This is a genomic window from Acidovorax sp. JMULE5 (assembly GCF_013376875.1).
Classification (GTDB): domain Bacteria; phylum Pseudomonadota; class Gammaproteobacteria; order Burkholderiales; family Burkholderiaceae_C; genus Acidovorax; species Acidovorax facilis.
Window position 1 is genome coordinate 4046988 of the sequence record NZ_CP035951.1, and the last position, 17104, is coordinate 4064091.

Here is a 17104-nt window from a genome sequence, read left to right on the forward strand (position 1 = left end):
ACCAACATCTTTATTGGAGCGAAAAATGGCTCAAGTGCAAGGCAAGATTGTTCAATGTATCGGCGCTGTGGTGGACGTTGAGTTCCCGCGCGACCAGATGCCCAAGATTTACGACGCTCTGAAGCTCGACGGTTCGACCCTGACGCTGGAAGTGCAGCAGCAGCTGGGCGACGGCGTGGTGCGTACCATTGCGCTGGGTTCGTCCGACGGCCTGCGCCGCGGCATCATGGTGACCAACACCGGCAACTCCATCACCGTGCCCGTGGGCAAGGCGACGCTGGGCCGCATCATGGACGTGTTGGGTGCTCCCATCGACGAACGTGGTCCCGTGAGCCAGGAACTGACGGCCTCCATCCACCGCAAGGCCCCTGCGTACGACGAACTGTCGCCTTCGCAAGAGCTGCTGGAAACCGGCATCAAGGTGATCGACCTGGTGTGCCCGTTCGCCAAGGGCGGCAAGGTGGGTCTGTTCGGTGGCGCCGGTGTGGGCAAGACCGTGAACATGATGGAACTCATCAACAACATCGCCAAGGCCCACAGCGGTCTGTCGGTGTTCGCTGGTGTGGGCGAGCGTACCCGCGAAGGGAACGACTTCTACCATGAAATGGCCGATTCCGGCGTGGTGAACCTGGAGAAGCTCGAAGAGTCCAAGGTTGCCATGGTGTACGGCCAGATGAACGAGCCCCCAGGCAACCGTCTGCGCGTTGCTCTGACCGGCCTGACCATCGCCGAGTCGTTCCGCGACGAAGGCCGTGACGTGCTGTTCTTCGTGGACAACATCTACCGCTACACGCTGGCCGGTACCGAAGTGTCCGCTCTGCTGGGCCGCATGCCTTCCGCCGTGGGCTACCAGCCTACGCTTGCCGAAGAAATGGGCCGCCTGCAAGAGCGTATTACGTCGACCAAGGTCGGCTCGATCACTTCCATCCAGGCCGTGTACGTGCCTGCCGATGACTTGACCGACCCGTCGCCTGCCACCACGTTCGCCCACTTGGACTCCACCGTGGTGCTTTCGCGTGACATCGCCTCGCTGGGTATCTACCCTGCCGTGGACCCTCTGGACTCCACCAGCCGCCAGCTGGACCCGAACGTCGTGGGCGAAGACCACTACGCTACGGCCCGTGCGGTGCAAGGCACGCTGCAGCGCTACAAGGAACTGCGCGACATCATCGCCATTCTGGGCATGGACGAACTGGCACCTGAAGACAAGCTGGCCGTGGCCCGCGCGCGCAAGATCCAGCGTTTCCTGTCGCAGCCTTTCCACGTGGCCGAAGTGTTCACGGGCTCCCCAGGCAAGTACGTTCCGCTGTCGGAAACCATCCGTGGTTTCAAGATGATCGTGAACGGCGAATGCGATCACCTGCCAGAACAGGCGTTCTACATGGTGGGCACCATTGACGAAGCCTTCGAAAAGGCCAAGAAGGTGGCCTGATTGCCCGGCGGCTGAGCAGCCTACCGCCGCTCGGCCTTCAGCAATCAAGCAACCCACCTTTTCCTAGGAGCAATGATGAACACCATCCACGTTGATGTGGTCAGTGCCGAAGAGTCCATCTTCTCCGGTGAAGCGCGTTTCGTGGCGCTGCCTGGCGAAGCTGGCGAGTTGGGCATCTATCCCCGCCACACCCCGCTGATCACCCGTATCAAGCCGGGCTCGGTGCGCATCGAAATGGCTGACGGTTCCGAAGAGTTTGTCTTCGTGGCCGGTGGCATTCTGGAAGTGCAGCCCAACTGCGTGACTGTGTTGTCCGATACCGCCATCCGTGGCAAGGATCTGGACGACGAGAAGGCCAACGCCGCCAAGGCCTCCGCCGAGGAAGCGCTCAAGAATGCCAAGAGCGAAATCGACCTGGCCAAGGCCCAGTCCGAACTGGCCGTGATGGCGGCGCAGATTGCTGCGCTTCGCAAGTTCCGCCAGAAGAAGTGATTCAGATCTTTGTGGATCTGCCCCAAAACCCGGCTTGGCCGGGTTTTTTTATGCCCGCCTGCTGCAAAACAGCAAGCGGTCATGGAAGTCCGCACTAAGGCAAGGCGGGGGACGTTTCCAGCAGGTGAAGTTGCAGCCCTTCACACGCCACGGAAAGCATATCGCCGCTGTCCGCCTGGAGCAAATGCCGGCTGCTCAGAAAGGCACGCGCTATGGATAGTGAGCGCACGCTCAGCGACAGCGATTCAATCAACAAGTGTTCTCCCGGAACCAGCTCCAGACAGACATCCGGCGTGACTGCAATGGGATGGCCAGGCTGCGAGCCTGTGAGTGCCCGCCAACGGTGCTGGTGTGTTTGCACATCCGGGGTGCCCATGCGCAGGGCATGCAGTCCGGTGATTCCCAGGGGGCCGCCCCCGCTGTCCTGCAGGGCCTGCCGATGCTGCGCGCGGCGTTCTACCGGCGTTGCGGTTTCGGGCCAGGGGTAGAGGGCCGCACGCCGATCCCACTCGCAAAAGAACACACAGCAGCTTGGAGCGGAAAGCTCAAGCAGCACGGAATTGGTGAAATTGGTGACCCTTTCGCCCCGACTGTTCTCAGACTGGAAGGCGCGGGGAGGCTTGTAAGTGATGCCTGCCTCCATAGCGTGCTCCAGACTTTCGGCCAGGGGCGAAGCAGGCTCCAGAGCAAAACCGTGGATCAAGGGAGGTTGCGCATGGTCGGGAAGATCGCCGTTGGTGGTCGCCGCCCACAATTCGAGGTCTGTGTTGCCCAGATGGACCCAGCCGTACGTGGCGAAATCAGTGCGTTGCAAGGGCCAGGCCACGGGCAACCCGAAGGTCTCGCTGAAGAGCTGAAACAAAGGCTCGGCTGCGTGAAGGCGCAGCATGACATGGTCGATGGAGCGGTAGCTGGAAGCCATTGAGGTGTTCTGGGCCGGTGACCGCGCCATTGTCAATCTCTTCACGATTGGCAGGGCAGAAAAAAGCCGAGGCCCCGTGAGGGGCCTCGGCTTTTGAGCGTGAGACTGCGTCGGCGTGCCGACCGCAGCACCTGCCGTGCGAATTACATGGCGCTGAATTCGCCCGAAGGGATCTTGCCAGTGCGCAGGGCTTCAGCAGCCTGGGCGCGCACGGCAGCGCGGTCAGCCGTGGACGTGTAGGTCACCACACGCGAACCAGCGGGCTCGATGCTGCGGGTCTGGGCCACGGTAGCGGCTTCAGCGGCCACTTCGGCACGGGTGCGGTTCGTGTCGAACTTCAGGGCAAATTGCGAACCATCGGCTTCGTCAGCGTGGGCGCCGAAAGCAGTGAAAGCGGCAACAGCGGCGATAGAGAGGAAACGGACAGACTTGTTCATGGTGAAACTCCAGTGAAATTCAAAAAATAGGGACGAGGTACTTGGCAATACGAAAACGTGTGAACCGTGGATTCAACAAGAATCAACCACGCTCACCCGAAGGGATCTGGCCAGCGCGCAGGGCTTCAGCAGCCTGGGCACGCACAGCAGCGCGGTCAGCCGTGGACGTGTAGGTCAACACACGCGAGCCTGCTGGCTCGATGGAGCGGGTCTGGGCAACGCTGGCGGCTTCTGCCTGCACTTCAGCGCGGGTGCGGTTGGTTTCAAATTTGGTCGCGAATTGCGAAGCATCGGCTTCGTCAGCCTGTGCGCCAAAAGAGGCGAAAGCGGCAACGGCAGCGATGGAGAGGAAGCGGGCGGTGTTGTTCATGATGAAAATCCTTGGAAGTTAAAAAGCGTCTCAAAAAAGCCGGGTCAAAAAACCATTCCTGAACCGGGTTCGGTGAGTCGCCTTGCGGGTTCGGCTCATCGATGGGTTGAACTGTACGCGGGTGAAGTCCAAAGAAAAACCACCGAGTCGCAAACTAACTGTTCCAGTATTGGAAACAATGGGCTGGGAACTTCGGTCGCGGATTTCGTAATGAGCGAGAAGATCGCCTTAAAACAAGATGATCTAGAGGAAAACCCTGCGGCTCATTTGGAACAGTGAGAATGCCCCGAAAGACATGCACGGTGCAGGAAGCGCCAGCCACTCCCCCAACAAACCGCGCTTCTGCTGGGCCCGCAAATCGCTTGGGCGGGCCGTCAAAAGCCCGCAGCGTCAACCCACTTTCTGGAGGCAACTCCGTGCGATCAGCCTCCCGCCGTGGAGGCTGCGCGCGCGATGTCTAGCGCAGCACCGGTGCGTCCGGCAATTCGTTGTGCCCGGGCGTATCGGGCAGGCGTGGAAAGTGCCGGGCAAGGCGCAAGGACACGGCGTCGACGGCTTGTGCGAGACCCTCTTCGTACTGCAACTGGCGAAAGCGGGGAGCCATCAGCGCAATCACATCGCGCCATTCATCCGCTGCCACATGCCGGGCAAGGCCCCGGTCGGCCACGATCTCTATCGCGTGTTCGGGCAGCAGCAGGTAGATCAAGACGCCGTTGTTGTGCTCGGTGTCCCACACGCGGTATTTGCTGAACAGCATGAGGGCGCGTTCGCGCGCGCTGGCGTTGCGGCGCAGGTAGCTCCAGGGCAGGCTGGCTTCTGCGACGATGCGGATCTGGCCCGTGTGCTGCTGCTCGCTGGCAGCCACCCGCGCGGCTAGGCGCTCTAGGGTGTCGCCGGGCAGCGCGCGGCGTGCCTGGGGCTCGCCCCAGCGATGGCGGGCCAGGCGCCAGAGGGCGGCCGGTAAGGTCGCTATGGAGGTGGTGGTTGTTGATCCTGGACCCATGTTCACCAGTCCCCCGAGGCGCCGCCGCCTCCAAAATCGCCACCGCCACCCGAGCTGAACCCGCCACTGTCGCTGCTGCTGCCACCGCCGCTCCAGCCTCCGCCGCCGACACCCGCGCCCCAGCCGCCGACCGCCGCACCGCCTCGACCACGCCGTCGGCTGCTGCCACCGCCAGTGCCGCCGAAGATCCAGGTGTAAAGCAGTGCGAGAAGGCCCGCGCCGCCCGCCACAATCAGGCTGGAGGTGACCACAAAGGCCAGCAAGCCCACACCGCCGCCCATGAGCAAGCCCCCGAGGCGGCTGCCAAAAATGCTGCGCATCACCGGTCCCGCCACCATCACGCCGAAAAACAAAAAGATGGCGAGGTCCGTCCAGTCGAATCCGTCGCGGCTGGTGTCGGGGCTGTTGCTCGCGGGTGCAGGCAACGCCTCACCGGCTATGCGTGCGGAGATCTGAGTGACGGCGTCACGCAGGCCGCCTGCATAGTCGCTTTGCTGGAACCGGGGCTTCATGGCGCCGTCGATGATGCGCGCCGCTGCAATGTCGGGGACGGCGCCTTCCAGGGCCTTGGCGACCTCGATGCGCATCTTGCGGTCGTTCTTGGCCACGATCACGAGCACGCCGTCACCCACGTCGCGGCGCCCGATCTTCCAGGTGTTGCCCACGCGGTTGGCGAACGATGCAATGTCTTCGGGAGCGGTGGTGGGCACCATCAGCACCACCACCTGCGCGCCCCGGGTCTGCTCCAGCGTTTGCAGCTGCGTCTCCAACGCGGCCTTGTCGGAGGCGCTCAGGGTGCCGGTCTGGTCGATGACGGGGCCGGTGAGCGCGGGCACGGGCAACAGGCCACCGTCAGCATGCGCCCATGGGACTGCAAATGCTATCAATAATATAGCTATCAGCGCTTTATAGATAAGCGCTAGGGGCATATTTTCCTCAAATTTTCAGCGGTGGAGAGGGCCGCGTTCAAGGCTTGGGCTTGGACGCGGAGAAATCCACGGTGGGCGGCGCGGAGATCTGGGCTTCGTTGGCCACGGTGAAGCTGGGCTTGGGCGCATAGCTGAACGCCATGGCCGTCAGGTTGGTGGGAAAGCTGCGCGCGAGCACGTTGTATTCCTGCACCGTCTGGATGTAGCGGTTGCGCGCCACGGTGATGCGGTTCTCGGTGCCTTCCAGCGTCACGCGCAGGTCGCGAAAGCCCTGGTTGGCCTGCAGCGTGGGATAGCGCTCGGACACCACCATCAGCCGCGACAGCGCGCCCGACAACTCGCCCTGCGCCTGCTGGAACTTGTTGAACGCCTCGGGATTGTTCAGGGTTTCGGGCGTGACCTGGATCGAGGTGGCCTTGGCGCGCGCCTCGACCACGCGCGTCAGGGTTTCCTGCTCGAAGTTGGCCTCGCCCTTGACGGTGGCGACGATGTTGGGCACAAGGTCTGCGCGGCGCTGGTACTGGTTGAGGACCTCGCTCCACGCGGCCTTGGACTGCTCGTCCAGCCGCTGGAAGTCGTTGTAGCCGCAGCCGGTCAATGCGCTGAGCGCCAGCAGGGCGGTCAGCAGGGCAAAAATGCGTTGGATCATGGTGGCTTCGCCAGGTGGAGTTCAGGGACAGTTTGGGGCACAGAGACAAGATGCCAAGGTGCCATCAACCGGCAGCTTGGCTGATTCTGCAACAAGTGCCTTCCCTGGTGCCACTTTCCGGGCGGGCCACAAGGCTTTGGGAGATGGCCGCACAATAGCAACCCGCACATGGCGGGCCGCATGGCCGCCGCGCCACCTTCCATCCCAGACGCCTCACCAACCACCATGCCCCGTTCTCGCGCCAGCGCCGCCACCCTCGGAGGTTCCTCGGACGACACCGAAGCCGCGTTCTATGAGGCTTTGCAGCGGGGCGATATCGAGCTTTTGATGTCCTGCTGGGCAGAAGACGACGACATCATCTGTGTGCATCCCGGCGGGCCCCGGCTGCTCGGTGCGGGGGCGATTCGCACAGCGTTCGAGGCGATGTTTTCGCATGGCACGGTGCGGGCGCGGCCGTTGCAGGTGCACCGTGTGGTGGCGTTGACAAGCGCTGTGCACAGCGTGGTCGAGCAGGTCGAGGTGATGCTGCCCGACGGCCTGCACCAGGCCGTGGTGCTGGCCACCAATGTCTATCACAAGACCCCGGAAGGCTGGCGCCTGGTGGCCCACCATGCGAGCCCCGGCGTCGCGCCCGATGCGCAGCAGGTGGTGGACGCCCAGCGGCCCGTGCTGCACTGAGTGGTGGGGCCTTGAATTCAAGCTTTTTTAGGGTCTGGCGCTTGATGGGAAAGCGCAAATAGCTATGAAATATGTAGCACCTCGATGGTTGCCCGGTGGACAGCTCCAGACCATCTGGCCAGCCCTGTATTCGCGCCGCGTGTTCGGCCCCCGCCCCGTGTACCGCCGAGAGCGCTGGGACACGCCGGACGGTGACTTTGTAGACGTGGATTTTCTGCTGGAGGAGGGTGCCACGGCGCCTGCGGCACTCCGGCCGCTGTTGGTGGTCTTCCATGGCCTGGAAGGCTCGTCGCGCAGCCATTACTGTGAGGCCTTTGCCGACTGGGCGCGCGAGCGCGGTTGGGCCTGCGCCTTGCCCCATTTCCGGGGTTGCAGTGGCGAGATCAACCGGGCGCCCCGCGCCTACCACTCCGGCGACCACGCAGAGATCGGCTGGATGCTGCAGCGCCTGCGTGCGTCGCACCCAGGCCCCTTGGTGGCCGTGGGGGTCTCGTTGGGTGGCAATGCGCTCTTGCGCTGGGCGGCCGAGGTGGGCCAAGACGCTGCGCGCAGCGCCGATGCGGTGGCGGCCGTGTGCTCGCCCATCGATCTGGCCGCAGGGGGGCACGCCATCGGGCGTGGCTTCAACCGACAGGTCTACACACGCATGTTCATGCGCACCCTGGTGCCCAAGGCGCTGCGCAAACTCGCGCAGCACCCCGGGTTGTTTGACCGCCAAGCGCTGATGGCGGCGCGCGACCTGTATGCATTTGACAACGTGTTCACCGCGCCACTGCATGGCTTTCGCAACACCGAGGACTACTGGCAGCGGGCGTCGGCCAAGCCGCTGCTGCACCACATCCGAATTCCGGCCCTGGTGGTGAATGCACGCAACGATCCGTTTGTCCCGGCCGCCAGCCTTCCGCTGCCGCACGAGGTGCGCAATGGGTTCGTCACGCTCTGGCAGCCGCCACACGGCGGCCACGTCGGGTTTGTCCATGGCCGCCTGCCGGGGCACGTGCGTGCCATGCCCGACGCGGTGGGCGGGTGGTTGGCGGAACACGCAGGGGCTGGGACGCGGGCGGGCGCACAATCGCCGCATGGATGACATCGTCAAACAGGCGCTGGCCAAGTGGCCCAACGTGCCCGACTGCTATGGCTGGCTGGGCCTGGACGCGCGTGGCCACTGGTACCTGCGCGATGACCAGGCCCAGGCAGCAGGGCCGTTTCCGCAGAGCAAGGGGTCTTTGCTGCAGCATGAAAAGCTCATCGAATTCATCGCGCGCAATTACGAATCCGATGCGCAGGGGCAATGGTTCTTTCAGAACGGGCCCCAGCGGGTGTATGTGGAGCTGGAGGCTACGCCCTGGATCTGGCGCATACAGTCCGATTTTTCGGTGGTGTCCCACACGGGCCGTGGCGCGGCGGTGCAGGACTGCCTGGTGGACGCGCAGGGCTACGTCTACCTGACGTCGGCGCTGGGCGTGGGCCTGGTGCATACGCTGGACGTGCCTCTGGTGGCCGAAGCCGTGGAAGCAGGGCGCTGGCTGCCGCAGGAAGTGCTGGCGGAAGAGTTGCCTGATCGCTACGGCTTTGTCATGAGCCCGCAGGGCCAGTGGGGTGCCCGCGAAACCCCTGGGTCACCGCGCATGGTGGATGCAAAGCAATCCTGAAAAGCAAAAAAGCCGGTCCACTGAACCGGCTTTTTTATGCCTGCATGCAATGCCCCAAAGGGTGCACCGCACATGCGCAACGGAAGGCTTACTTGGCGGCGGCAGCCATGAACTCGACCGCTGCGCGCAGGTCGGCGTCGGACGCCTGGGCTGCACCGCCACGGGGAGGCATTGCGCCCTTGCCCTTGGCCACGCTGTTGTACAGCGCATCGATGCCGGCAGGCAGGCGGGCCGACCAGGCGGCCTTGTCACCAAACTTGGGAGCACCGGCTACGCCTGCAGCATGGCACACCTGGCAGGCCTGCTTGTACAGGGCTTCGCCTGCGCCTGCGCCCGCGGCGGCGGCCGCTGCCACCGGCGCGGCAGCGGCTGGCGCGGCTTCTGCGGCGGGGGCTGCTGCTGCCACCGGCGTGGCGGGGACGGCGGGAGCGGCTTCTGCGGCTGCCGGAGCAGCACCAGCCGCAACGGGTGCTGCAGGCTCGGCAAATTTGGCACCGGCAGCATTGGCCATGTAGGCCACGGCCCGTGCGATTTCGGTGTCGTTGAAGTCGCCGCCACCTTGTGGGGCCATCGCACCCTTGCCCTTCAAGGCGGATTGCACCAGCGTTTCAAAGCCGGTGGCGATGCGGGCCGTCCAGGCGCCAGAGTCGGCAAATTTGGGAGCACCAGCGGCGCCGGTTGCATGGCAGGCGGCGCACTGGCCCTTGTACACCTCTTCGCCACCCCGGAGAGGGCGGTTGGCGTCACGGATCTCGACCATGCCCACCTTCTGGATGCGCTCGGCAATGGCTTTCTCCGGATTGACGGCACCAGCGGCAGGCTTGTCTGCCGACGTGACGTACAGGACCAAGCCAATGATGGCAAAGATCGGAATCACAAACGAGAAAAGTACCGCGACCAGCAACTGCTTGGGGTTCTTGATCGGGCCGGTATGGGCTTCTTCGTGGTGGTTGTCGCTCATGACGTCCTCTGGTGTATCGGGGGCTTTGATGAAATCAACCTTAAATTATATCTGCGGGGCTGTTGCCTTCGGGTCAGGCCCGCGCGCGCCCTGAATCTCACCGCCACACAGCCTGGGCCTGGCACGCGCCCGCAAACCATGGGGGCGGCGCCAAGCTTGCCGCCGCCTGCGTCAGGAGGGGTTGCCTGCTGCCGCTTCGGGTGCACCGCCGCCCAGGGCCTTGTACAGCGCCACCTGGTTTTGCAATTGTGCAAGTTTCACCTGCACCACAGCCTGTTGCGCCGTGAACAGCGAGCGCTGGGCATCCAGCAGGTCTAGGTAGCTCGACACGCCATTGCGGTAGCGCAGATCAGACAGTTGCAGCCGGGCGGCCTCGGCCTGCGCCTGCAGCTGTTGCGCCTGTGCCTGCTCGCCCAGCGTGGCCTGGCCGGCCAGCGCGTCAGACACTTCGCGGAAGGCCGTCTGGATGGCTTTTTCGTATTGCGCGACGGCGATGTTGCGGCCCGCTTGGGCGCTTTCCAGGTTGGCCTGGTTGCGCCCTGCATCAAAGATGGGCAGCAGCAGGGAGGGCGCAATCGTGAACCCCCACGAGCCGCTCTTGAACAGGCCCGACAGCTCGCCGCTGGCGGTGCCTGCCTGCGCCGTGAGGGAGATGCGCGGGAAGAACGCGGCCCTGGCGGCGCCAATGTTGGCATTGGCAGCAATCAGCAGCTGCTCCGCCTGGCGGATGTCGGGGCGGCGGGTTAGTAGTTCGGATGGGAGCCCCGCCGGCAGCTGTGCCATGGCGGGGGCGGCTGCCAGTCTGCTGCCTGTAAGGCTGGCGCGAATGTCATCGGGTAGGGCTTGTCCCAACAGCAATGCCAGGGCGTTTTCGTCGAGCGCGCGCTGGCGCTGCTGCTGGGCCAGCGTGGCCCGCGCCGCCTGGGTCAGTGACTCGGCCTGGCGAAAGTCCAGCTCCGAGGCCACGCCTGCATCGAGGCGCATCTTGGTCAATCGGATGGACTCCTCGCGCGAGGCGAGGGTCTGGCGCGACAGGTCCAGCAGTTCTTCATCGGCCAGCAGGTTCAACCAGCCGTTGGCTACGGCGGCCACCAGGCTGACCTGTGCGGCGTTGCGGCCTTCTTCGGTGGCGAGGTATTGGGCAAGGGCCTGTTCCTGGAGGCTTGCAATGCGGCCAAAAAAGTCGATCTCCCAGGCCGAAACGGCCAGGCCCACGCTGAACGAGTTGGTCAGATCGCCGGACCCTGCGGCGGGCGCGCGGCTCGCGTTGGCGGCCAGGCCCACGCCGGGGTACAGGTCGGCCCTGCGCACCTGGAATGTGGCGCGGGCCTGCTCGATGTTGAGCACGGCCACGCGCAGGTCGCGGTTGTTGGCCAGGGCCACCTCGATGAGCTGGCGCAGCCGGGGCTCGGCAAAATAATCTTGCCAGGGCGCGGCAGTTGCTGTGCCTGGGGCTGCCGCGTCCGTGGTGGTATAGGTGGCCGGCACTGGCGCTGCAGGGCGCTCGTACGTGGGTATGAACGAACAGCCGGCCAGAAGCAGGGCCGTTGCAAGGGCGATGGCGGTAGCGTGTGGGTGATTAGTCATGGGTTCCAACTCCTGCTTCTTCTGCGTGGCGGCGGTTCATCTCCTGCTGGCGCGCGCTGCCCTTGAACAGACTGCGCACCACTACGAAGAACACGGGCACGAAGAACACGGCCAGCACCGTGCCGGTGATCATCCCGCCCAGCACGCCGGTGCCGATGGCGCGCTGGCTGGCCGAGCCGGCCCCCGACGCAATGGCCAGTGGCAACACCCCGAGGCCAAAGGCCATCGACGTCATAACGATGGGGCGGAACCGCAGGTGGGCCGCCGCCAGTGCCGACTCGATCACGCTCTTGCCCTGGGCTTGCAGGTCCTTCGCAAATTCGATGATCAAAATCGCGTTCTTGGCTGACAGCCCGATGATGGTGATCAGCCCCACCTGGAAGTACACGTCATTGGCATAGCCGCGCAGCAGGGTGGCCAGCAGCACACCCAGCACCCCGAGCGGCACCACGAGAATCACGGCCAGCGGAATCGACCAGCTCTCATACAACGCGGCCAGGCACAAGAACACGGCCAGGATGGCAAAGCTGTAGAGGATCAGCGACTGGGAGCCCGCCAGCTTTTCCTCGCGCGACTGGCCGGTCCATTCGAAGCCGAAGCCTGCAGGCAACTGGCCGGCGAGTTTTTCCATCTCTGCCATCGCTGCGCCCGTGCTGAAACCAGGGGCCGGTGCGCCCGAGATGCGCATGGCGGGATAACCGTTGTAGCGCACCGTCTGCTGTGCGCCGTTGACCCAGCGCGTTGTGGCAAATGCGGAAAGTGGCACAGGTTTGCCCTGGCTGTTGGCGGCGTTGATCTTCAGCAGATCGTCCGGCTGCATGCGTGCAGGTGCGTCGGCTTGCACCACCACACGCTGCAGGCGGCCCTGGTTCGGGAAGTCGTTCACATAGCTCGAACCCAGTGCCGTGGACAGTGCCGAGTTGATCGCATCAAACGGCACACCCAGCGCACTGGCCTTGTCGCGGTCGATATCGATCTGCAGCTGGGGTGCGTCTTCCAGTCCATCCGGGCGCACCTGGGTCAGCACCTTGCTTTGCGAGGCCATGCCCAGCAGCTGATTGCGTGCCTTCACCAATGCCTCGTGCCCGGCGCCTCCTCGGTCCTGCAGGCGGAATGTGAAGCCGCTGGCGTTGCCCAGTTCAGGAATGGGGGGAGGGCTCAGCGGGAAGATGAACGCGTCGCGGATGCCCATCAGCCCGCCAAAAGCGCGGTTGGCCACGTCTTGCGCAGACTGACCCGGGCCGTGGCGCTCGCTCCAGTCCTTCAGGGTCACAAAGGCGAGGGCCGCATTCTGGCCCTGGCCGGAAAAGCTGAAACCCAGCACACCCACCATGCTTTGAACTTCGGGCTGCTTGAGGATGAATTCCTCAACCTGTTGCATCACGGCCAGCGTGCGTTCCTGTGTCGCACCGGGGGGCAGTTGCACATTGACGATGATGTTGCCCTGGTCTTCGCTGGGCAGGAACGAGGTGGGCAAGCGCATGTACACCACGGTCACGGCGCCGATGATGGCGGCGTAAATGACGAGGTAGCGCGCGGCCCGCTTGAGCATGCGCGCAACAAAGCCTTCGTACCCCTTGGCCGTGCGTGAGAAGCTGCGGTTGAACCAGCCGAAAAAGCCGCGTTTTTCATGGTGGTGGCCGGCTTCTACGGGCTTGAGCAGCGTCGCGCACAGTGCCGGTGTGAGCGACAGCGCCATGAAGGCCGAGAAAGCGATGGATGCCACCATCACCGCCGAGAACTGGCGGTAGATGTTGCCGGTGGACCCGGCAAAGAAGGCCAAAGGTACGAACACCGAGATCAGCACCACGGTCACGCCGATGATGGCGCCCGAGATCTGGCGCATGGCCTTGCGGGTGGCCTCCAGTGGCGAAAGACCCTCCTCGCTCATGATGCGCTCGACGTTCTCCACCACCACGATGGCATCGTCCACCACGATGCCGATGACCAGCACCATGCCGAACATGGTCAGCACATTGATCGAGAAACCCAGCGCCAGCAGTGTGGCGAACGTACCCAGCAGTGCGATGGGCACCACGATGGTCGGGATGATGGTGTAGCGCCAGTTCTGCAAGAACAGGAACATCACAAGGAACACCAGCGCCACGGCTTCCAGCAGTGTCTTGGCCACCTGGGTGATGGAGATGTCCACGAAGCGCGAGCTGTCGTAGGGGATGCTCCAGCTCATGCCTTCGGGGAAGTAGCGCGAGAGTTCATCCATCTTGGTGCGCACGGCCTTGGCGGCTTCGAGGGCATTGCCGCTGGGAGACAGTTGGACGCCGATGCCTACGGCGGGCTTGCCGTTCAGGCGTGCAGCCGTGGCATAGGCCTGTCCGCCCAGCTCGACACGCGCCACGTCCTTGATGCGGACCGTGGAGCCATCGGTATTGGCGCGCAGCACGATGTTGCCGAACTGCTCCACGCTGGAGAGCTGTCCGTTGACCACCACGGTGGCCGCGATGCCCTGGCCCGCCACATTGGGCAGGTCGCCGATGGTGCCGCTGGCTACCTGCGCGTTCTGCGCACGGATGGCGGCTGTGATCTCGGCCGCCGAGAGGTTGAAGCTCACCATCTTGGCCGGGTCGATCCAGATGCGCATGGCACGCTCGGTACCGAACAGCTGGGCTTGGCCAATGCCTTTCAGGCGCTGCAGTTCGGGCACCACGTTGCGCGATGCGTAGTCGCCCAGCGCCACCGTGTCCGTGGCCGGATTGGTGGACGAGAGCATGGTGAACAGCAGGAAGTTGGAGCGCGACTTGTCCACGCGCACGCCTTGCTGGGTCACGGCCGAGGGCAGGCGTGGCGTGGCTCGCGAGAGCCGGTTCTGCACATCGACCTGCGCCAGGTCGGCGTTGGTGCCGGGCTGGAAGCTCAGGGTGATGCTGCCGGAGCCATCGGCCTGCGCGACGGACTCCATGTAGATCAGCCCGGGTGAGCCGTTCATCTCGCGTTCAATCACCGACAGCACGCTGTCTTCGAGGGTTTGCGCAGAGGCGCCAGGGTAGGCCGCGTTGATGACGATGGACGGCGGCGCGACAGGGGGATACTGGGCGATCGGCAACTGTGTGATCGCCACCCCGCCCATCACCATGATGAACAAGGCAATCACCCATGCAAAGATGGGGCGGTCGATAAAGAACTTGGCCATGCTGGAATGCCCCTTATGGCTTCGATGCCGAAGCGGCCGATGCAGCAGGTGTAGCGGCCTGTGCCGAAGGCGCCCCCGGAGCTTGCCACGGGACGGGTTTTACGGGCGTGCCGGGAGGCAGCATCTGCAGCTTCTGGAAACCGTCCACCATGATCTTTTCCCCGGCCTTCAGCCCCTCAAGAACCACCCAACGGTTGTTTTGTGCGGCGCTGACCTTGATGGTGCGCTGGGACACCTTGCCGTCTTCGCCCACCACGCTCACGGTGTCGCCCTGTTGGGTGCGCGTGACAGCCTGCTGAGGCAGGGTGATGGCATTGCTGGCCTGGGCTTGCTCAATGCGCACGCGCAGGTACAGGCCGGGCAACAACTCGCCCTTGGGGTTGGGCACCTCGGCGCGCAGCGTGACCTGGCCCGTGGTGGCGTCCACCGACAGGTCGGTGAACAGCAGCTTTCCTGTCTGGGCGTACTCCGAACCATCGCCCATCACGAGTTTGACACTGGCGGCCTCTGCGCTGCCTGCACGCTTGAACTGTCCACTTTCCATGGCCCGTCGCAACTGAAAGACGTCGCCCGCCGATTGGGTGAAGTTCACGTACACGGGGTCGATCTGCTGCACCACCGCCAGGGGGGTTGCTTCGCCTTGTCCCACGAGCGCACCTTCGGTAACCAGAGCCCGGCCGATACGGCCCGAGATGGGCGAGGTCACACTGGCGTAACCCAGGTTGATGTCTGCCGTACGTACAGCAGCCCGGGCGGTGGCCACATCTGCCTGTGCCTGCTTTTCGGCAGCTTCGGCATTCACAAAATCCTGTTTGCTGATGGCATTGGCACTCACCAGCGGGCGGTAGCGTTCCACTTGAGCACTGGCCTGTGCGAGGTTGGCCTGGGCCTTGGCCAGGCCGGCTCGCGCGCTTTCCGATGCTGCAGCGTAGGGGGCAGGGTCAATGCGGAACAGCGGCTGCCCTGCCTTCACATCACTGCCTTCCTTGAAAAGGCGCTGCTGCAGGATGCCTGCGGCGCGAGCACGTACTTGTGCAACCCTCGAGGCCTCCACACGGCCCGGCAATTCCGTGATCAAGCCGACATCGCCAGGCGTTGCCGTCACCACACCCACCTCAACAGGTGGCATTTGCGGCCCTCCAGCGGGTGCTTGGCCATCCGTCTTGCCACAAGAGGCGAGAAGCAGTGTTGTTGCTGTCAAGGCAACCAGAGAGACAGCCCTGCGGGTGGGAAAGGCGCTAAAGGAGGGAGTTGCAGATGCATCACGCAGCATGGGAGTCCTTTTTGATGGGCGTCAAGGAATCGGGTTGTAGGGGATGGGCCGCTTGTCGAGGGCCCGACCAGGCCAGAGCCCGACAAAATAAGTGCGCGATTATACATACAGACATGAATGTATAATTGTGACGGCTGATGCCTTTGTGGATCGTGTGGGTACGTAGTGTGTAGAACGAGGAGACAAATACCAATGGCGCGTCGAACCAAGGAAGATGCGGTTGCCACGCGCAACGGCTTGATTGATGCGGCGGAGCAGGTTTTTCGAGAGAAGGGGGTTTCACGCGCTTCGCTGAGTGATATTGCGCAGGCTGCGGGGGCTACGCGGGGAGCGATCTACTGGCACTTCAAGGACAAGGTGGATCTTTTCAATGCCATGATGGATCGGGTGACACTTCCGCTGGAGCAAGGCTACGGGGAGTTTGAGAGCAGCACCTGTCCAGACCCTGTGCAGCGATTGCGCGCGGTGATGGCGCTCGTGCTGCGCGGCGTTGCCTCTGATGAGCGAACGCGCAGGGTTTTTGAGATCGCGCTCTACAAAGTAGAGTATGTGAGTGAGCTTGTGGGGGTGCGTGACCGCCATGTGGCTGCGTCGGAGGGTTTTACGCAGCAGCTGGCGCGTGATTTCGCGTTGGGGGCGCAGCACCAGGGGGTTGTCTTGCCGATGGCTCCGATCGAGGCGGCGATTGGTTTGCATGCCCTGTTCGATGGCTTGATTCGAAACTGGATCCTGAGCGAGGGTGGTTTTGATCTTGTGGGTGTTGGTGGTGCCTGTACCGATGCCTTTTGTTGGGGCTGGGGCTCTCGCTGCCGGTGTCCTCGGGTGCCGAGGTTTGTAGTCTTCCTTCCTGATGTGCCATCCATTTCGTCGTTGTACGGGAGTCGGTTGTGATTGATTCCTTCGACGTGTGGTGGCGTGCGATAATGCGAAGCTATGCCATTTCGGTCGTGCGGCTGTAGCTCAGTGGATAGAGTATTGGCCTCCGAAGCCAAGGGTCGTGGGTTCGATCCCCGCCAGCCGCACCATGGATTTGTATAGCTTTGCCTCCTGTCATGAACTTGGCGTGGTGGCTTGGCCTTATGAATTTCTCTGGACTGCAAAAAACTGGTGCTATAATTCGAAATTCTCCGGAGGGGTGCCCGAGTGGCTAAAGGGGGCAGACTGTAAATCTGTTGGCTTACGCCTACACTGGTTCGAATCCAGTCCCCTCCACCAGTGAATAGAAGTGATGAGGTTGGTGTTTGGTCTCGTTTTTGCGGGGCTGGGCGCGCAGAGACTGTTGGTCGATGCGGGAGTAGTTCAATGGTAGAACCCTAGCCTTCCAAGCTAATGACGCGGGTTCGATTCCCGTCTCCCGCTCCATTGCTTGTTGTGCTGGTTTGTTGAGTTAGAGATTTTGATGTCGCGCGAGCGGTGTCAAGTTGCCCATGTGGCTCAGTGGTAGAGCACTCCCTTGGTAAGGGAGAGGTCGCGGGTCCGATTCCCGCCATGGGCACCACTTTCAGGTGCGTCCGATTCTGGTTGCGCCGAGATCCAGTTGTATTGGTATAGATTTTTTTCGGAGTCGGAAA

16 protein-coding genes and 4 tRNA genes are annotated in these 17104 nt (G+C 63.4%); 10 read left to right on the forward strand and 10 right to left on the reverse strand.

Annotated features, from left to right (window positions below; all coding sequences use genetic code 11):
- The first annotated feature begins 25 nt into the window (after nucleotides 1-25).
- Both atpD and EXV95_RS18455 read left to right on the forward strand, forming a co-directional pair.
- Entirely contained in the window at nucleotides 26-1432 is a 1407-nt protein-coding gene (gene atpD, locus EXV95_RS18450) for a F0F1 ATP synthase subunit beta (protein ID WP_055396243.1), read from the forward strand.
- 75 nt (nucleotides 1433-1507) lie between these two features.
- Entirely contained in the window at nucleotides 1508-1924 is a 417-nt protein-coding gene (locus EXV95_RS18455; RefSeq protein ID WP_010467232.1) for a F0F1 ATP synthase subunit epsilon, read from the forward strand.
- A gap of 94 nt (nucleotides 1925-2018) precedes the next feature.
- On the opposite strand, the gene EXV95_RS18460 is transcribed toward EXV95_RS18455, so the two are convergent.
- The 6 genes from EXV95_RS18460 to EXV95_RS18485 all read right to left on the reverse strand — a co-directional run bounded on the left by EXV95_RS18460 (nucleotide 2019) and on the right by EXV95_RS18485 (nucleotide 6234).
- Nucleotides 2019-2846 carry a hypothetical protein gene (locus EXV95_RS18460; RefSeq protein ID WP_176887964.1) on the reverse strand — a complete coding sequence of 276 codons (828 nt, stop codon included), beginning with the start codon at nucleotides 2844-2846 and terminating at the stop codon, nucleotides 2019-2021.
- 143 nt (nucleotides 2847-2989) lie between these two features.
- A complete protein-coding gene (locus EXV95_RS18465) occupies nucleotides 2990-3283 on the reverse strand; it encodes a DUF4148 domain-containing protein (RefSeq protein ID WP_121419969.1) in 294 nt (97 codons plus the stop codon).
- 82 nt (nucleotides 3284-3365) lie between these two features.
- Nucleotides 3366-3653: a DUF4148 domain-containing protein gene (locus tag EXV95_RS18470; RefSeq protein ID WP_121419970.1), complete on the reverse strand. Its 288-nt coding sequence runs from the start codon at nucleotides 3651-3653 to the stop codon at nucleotides 3366-3368.
- 457 nt (nucleotides 3654-4110) lie between these two features.
- On the reverse strand, nucleotides 4111-4656 hold the full coding sequence (locus EXV95_RS18475) for a TPM domain-containing protein (protein ID WP_176887965.1): 546 nt from the start codon (nucleotides 4654-4656) through the stop codon (nucleotides 4111-4113).
- Nucleotides 4657-4658: 2 nt separating this feature from the next.
- Nucleotides 4659-5585 carry a YgcG family protein gene (locus tag EXV95_RS18480; RefSeq protein WP_176887966.1) on the reverse strand — a complete coding sequence of 309 codons (927 nt, stop codon included), beginning with the start codon at nucleotides 5583-5585 and terminating at the stop codon, nucleotides 4659-4661.
- Nucleotides 5586-5622: 37 nt separating this feature from the next.
- The gene (locus EXV95_RS18485; protein ID WP_370460100.1) at nucleotides 5623-6234 is read right to left on the reverse strand and encodes a LemA family protein; all 612 of its coding nucleotides are present in this window, start codon (nucleotides 6232-6234) and stop codon (nucleotides 5623-5625) included.
- 225 nt (nucleotides 6235-6459) lie between these two features.
- On the opposite strand from EXV95_RS18485, the gene EXV95_RS18490 reads away from it, so the two are divergent.
- The 3 genes from EXV95_RS18490 (at nucleotide 6460) to EXV95_RS18500 (ending at nucleotide 8564) form a co-directional block, all read left to right on the forward strand.
- Complete coding sequence (locus tag EXV95_RS18490; RefSeq protein ID WP_176887967.1) at nucleotides 6460-6912, forward strand: nuclear transport factor 2 family protein; 453 nt, start codon at nucleotides 6460-6462, stop codon at nucleotides 6910-6912.
- Between the two features lie 64 nt (nucleotides 6913-6976).
- Nucleotides 6977-7999, forward strand: coding sequence for a YheT family hydrolase (locus tag EXV95_RS18495; RefSeq protein ID WP_176887968.1), 1023 nt, complete (start codon nucleotides 6977-6979; stop codon nucleotides 7997-7999).
- Nucleotides 7992-8564 carry a DUF2946 family protein gene (locus EXV95_RS18500; RefSeq protein WP_176887969.1) on the forward strand — a complete coding sequence of 191 codons (573 nt, stop codon included), beginning with the start codon at nucleotides 7992-7994 and terminating at the stop codon, nucleotides 8562-8564. The genes EXV95_RS18495 and EXV95_RS18500 overlap by 8 nt, the downstream gene beginning before the upstream one ends.
- A gap of 88 nt (nucleotides 8565-8652) precedes the next feature.
- Here the strand turns inward: EXV95_RS18500 and EXV95_RS18505 are convergent, their stop codons facing one another.
- The 4 genes from EXV95_RS18505 to EXV95_RS18520 form a co-directional block, all read right to left on the reverse strand.
- Entirely contained in the window at nucleotides 8653-9525 is an 873-nt protein-coding gene (locus EXV95_RS18505) for a cytochrome c5 family protein (RefSeq protein WP_176887970.1), read from the reverse strand.
- A 171-nt stretch (nucleotides 9526-9696) separates the two neighbouring features.
- Entirely contained in the window at nucleotides 9697-11112 is a 1416-nt protein-coding gene (locus EXV95_RS18510) for an efflux transporter outer membrane subunit (protein ID WP_176887971.1), read from the reverse strand.
- Entirely contained in the window at nucleotides 11105-14260 is a 3156-nt protein-coding gene (locus tag EXV95_RS18515; protein ID WP_176887972.1) for an efflux RND transporter permease subunit, read from the reverse strand. Before EXV95_RS18515 ends, EXV95_RS18510 begins: the two co-directional genes overlap by 8 nt.
- 13 nt (nucleotides 14261-14273) lie before the next feature.
- Nucleotides 14274-15533, reverse strand: a complete 1260-nt coding sequence (locus EXV95_RS18520) for an efflux RND transporter periplasmic adaptor subunit (protein ID WP_176887973.1) — start codon at nucleotides 15531-15533, stop codon at nucleotides 14274-14276.
- Nucleotides 15534-15725: 192 nt separating this feature from the next.
- Here EXV95_RS18520 and EXV95_RS18525 point away from each other — a divergent pair, with 192 nt between their 5' ends.
- The 5 genes from EXV95_RS18525 (at nucleotide 15726) to EXV95_RS18545 (ending at nucleotide 17031) form a co-directional block, all read left to right on the forward strand.
- Nucleotides 15726-16424 (forward strand): TetR family transcriptional regulator, encoded by a 699-nt coding sequence (locus tag EXV95_RS18525; RefSeq protein WP_255484795.1) that lies wholly within the window; start codon nucleotides 15726-15728, stop codon nucleotides 16422-16424.
- Between the two features lie 58 nt (nucleotides 16425-16482).
- Nucleotides 16483-16558, forward strand: a tRNA-Arg gene (locus EXV95_RS18530).
- Nucleotides 16559-16662: 104 nt separating this feature from the next.
- Nucleotides 16663-16748: transfer RNA gene (locus EXV95_RS18535), tRNA-Tyr, on the forward strand.
- Between the two features lie 73 nt (nucleotides 16749-16821).
- Nucleotides 16822-16895, forward strand: a tRNA-Gly gene (locus EXV95_RS18540).
- Between the two features lie 61 nt (nucleotides 16896-16956).
- Nucleotides 16957-17031 (forward strand) — tRNA-Thr (locus tag EXV95_RS18545).
- The last annotated feature ends 73 nt before the right edge of the window (nucleotides 17032-17104 follow it).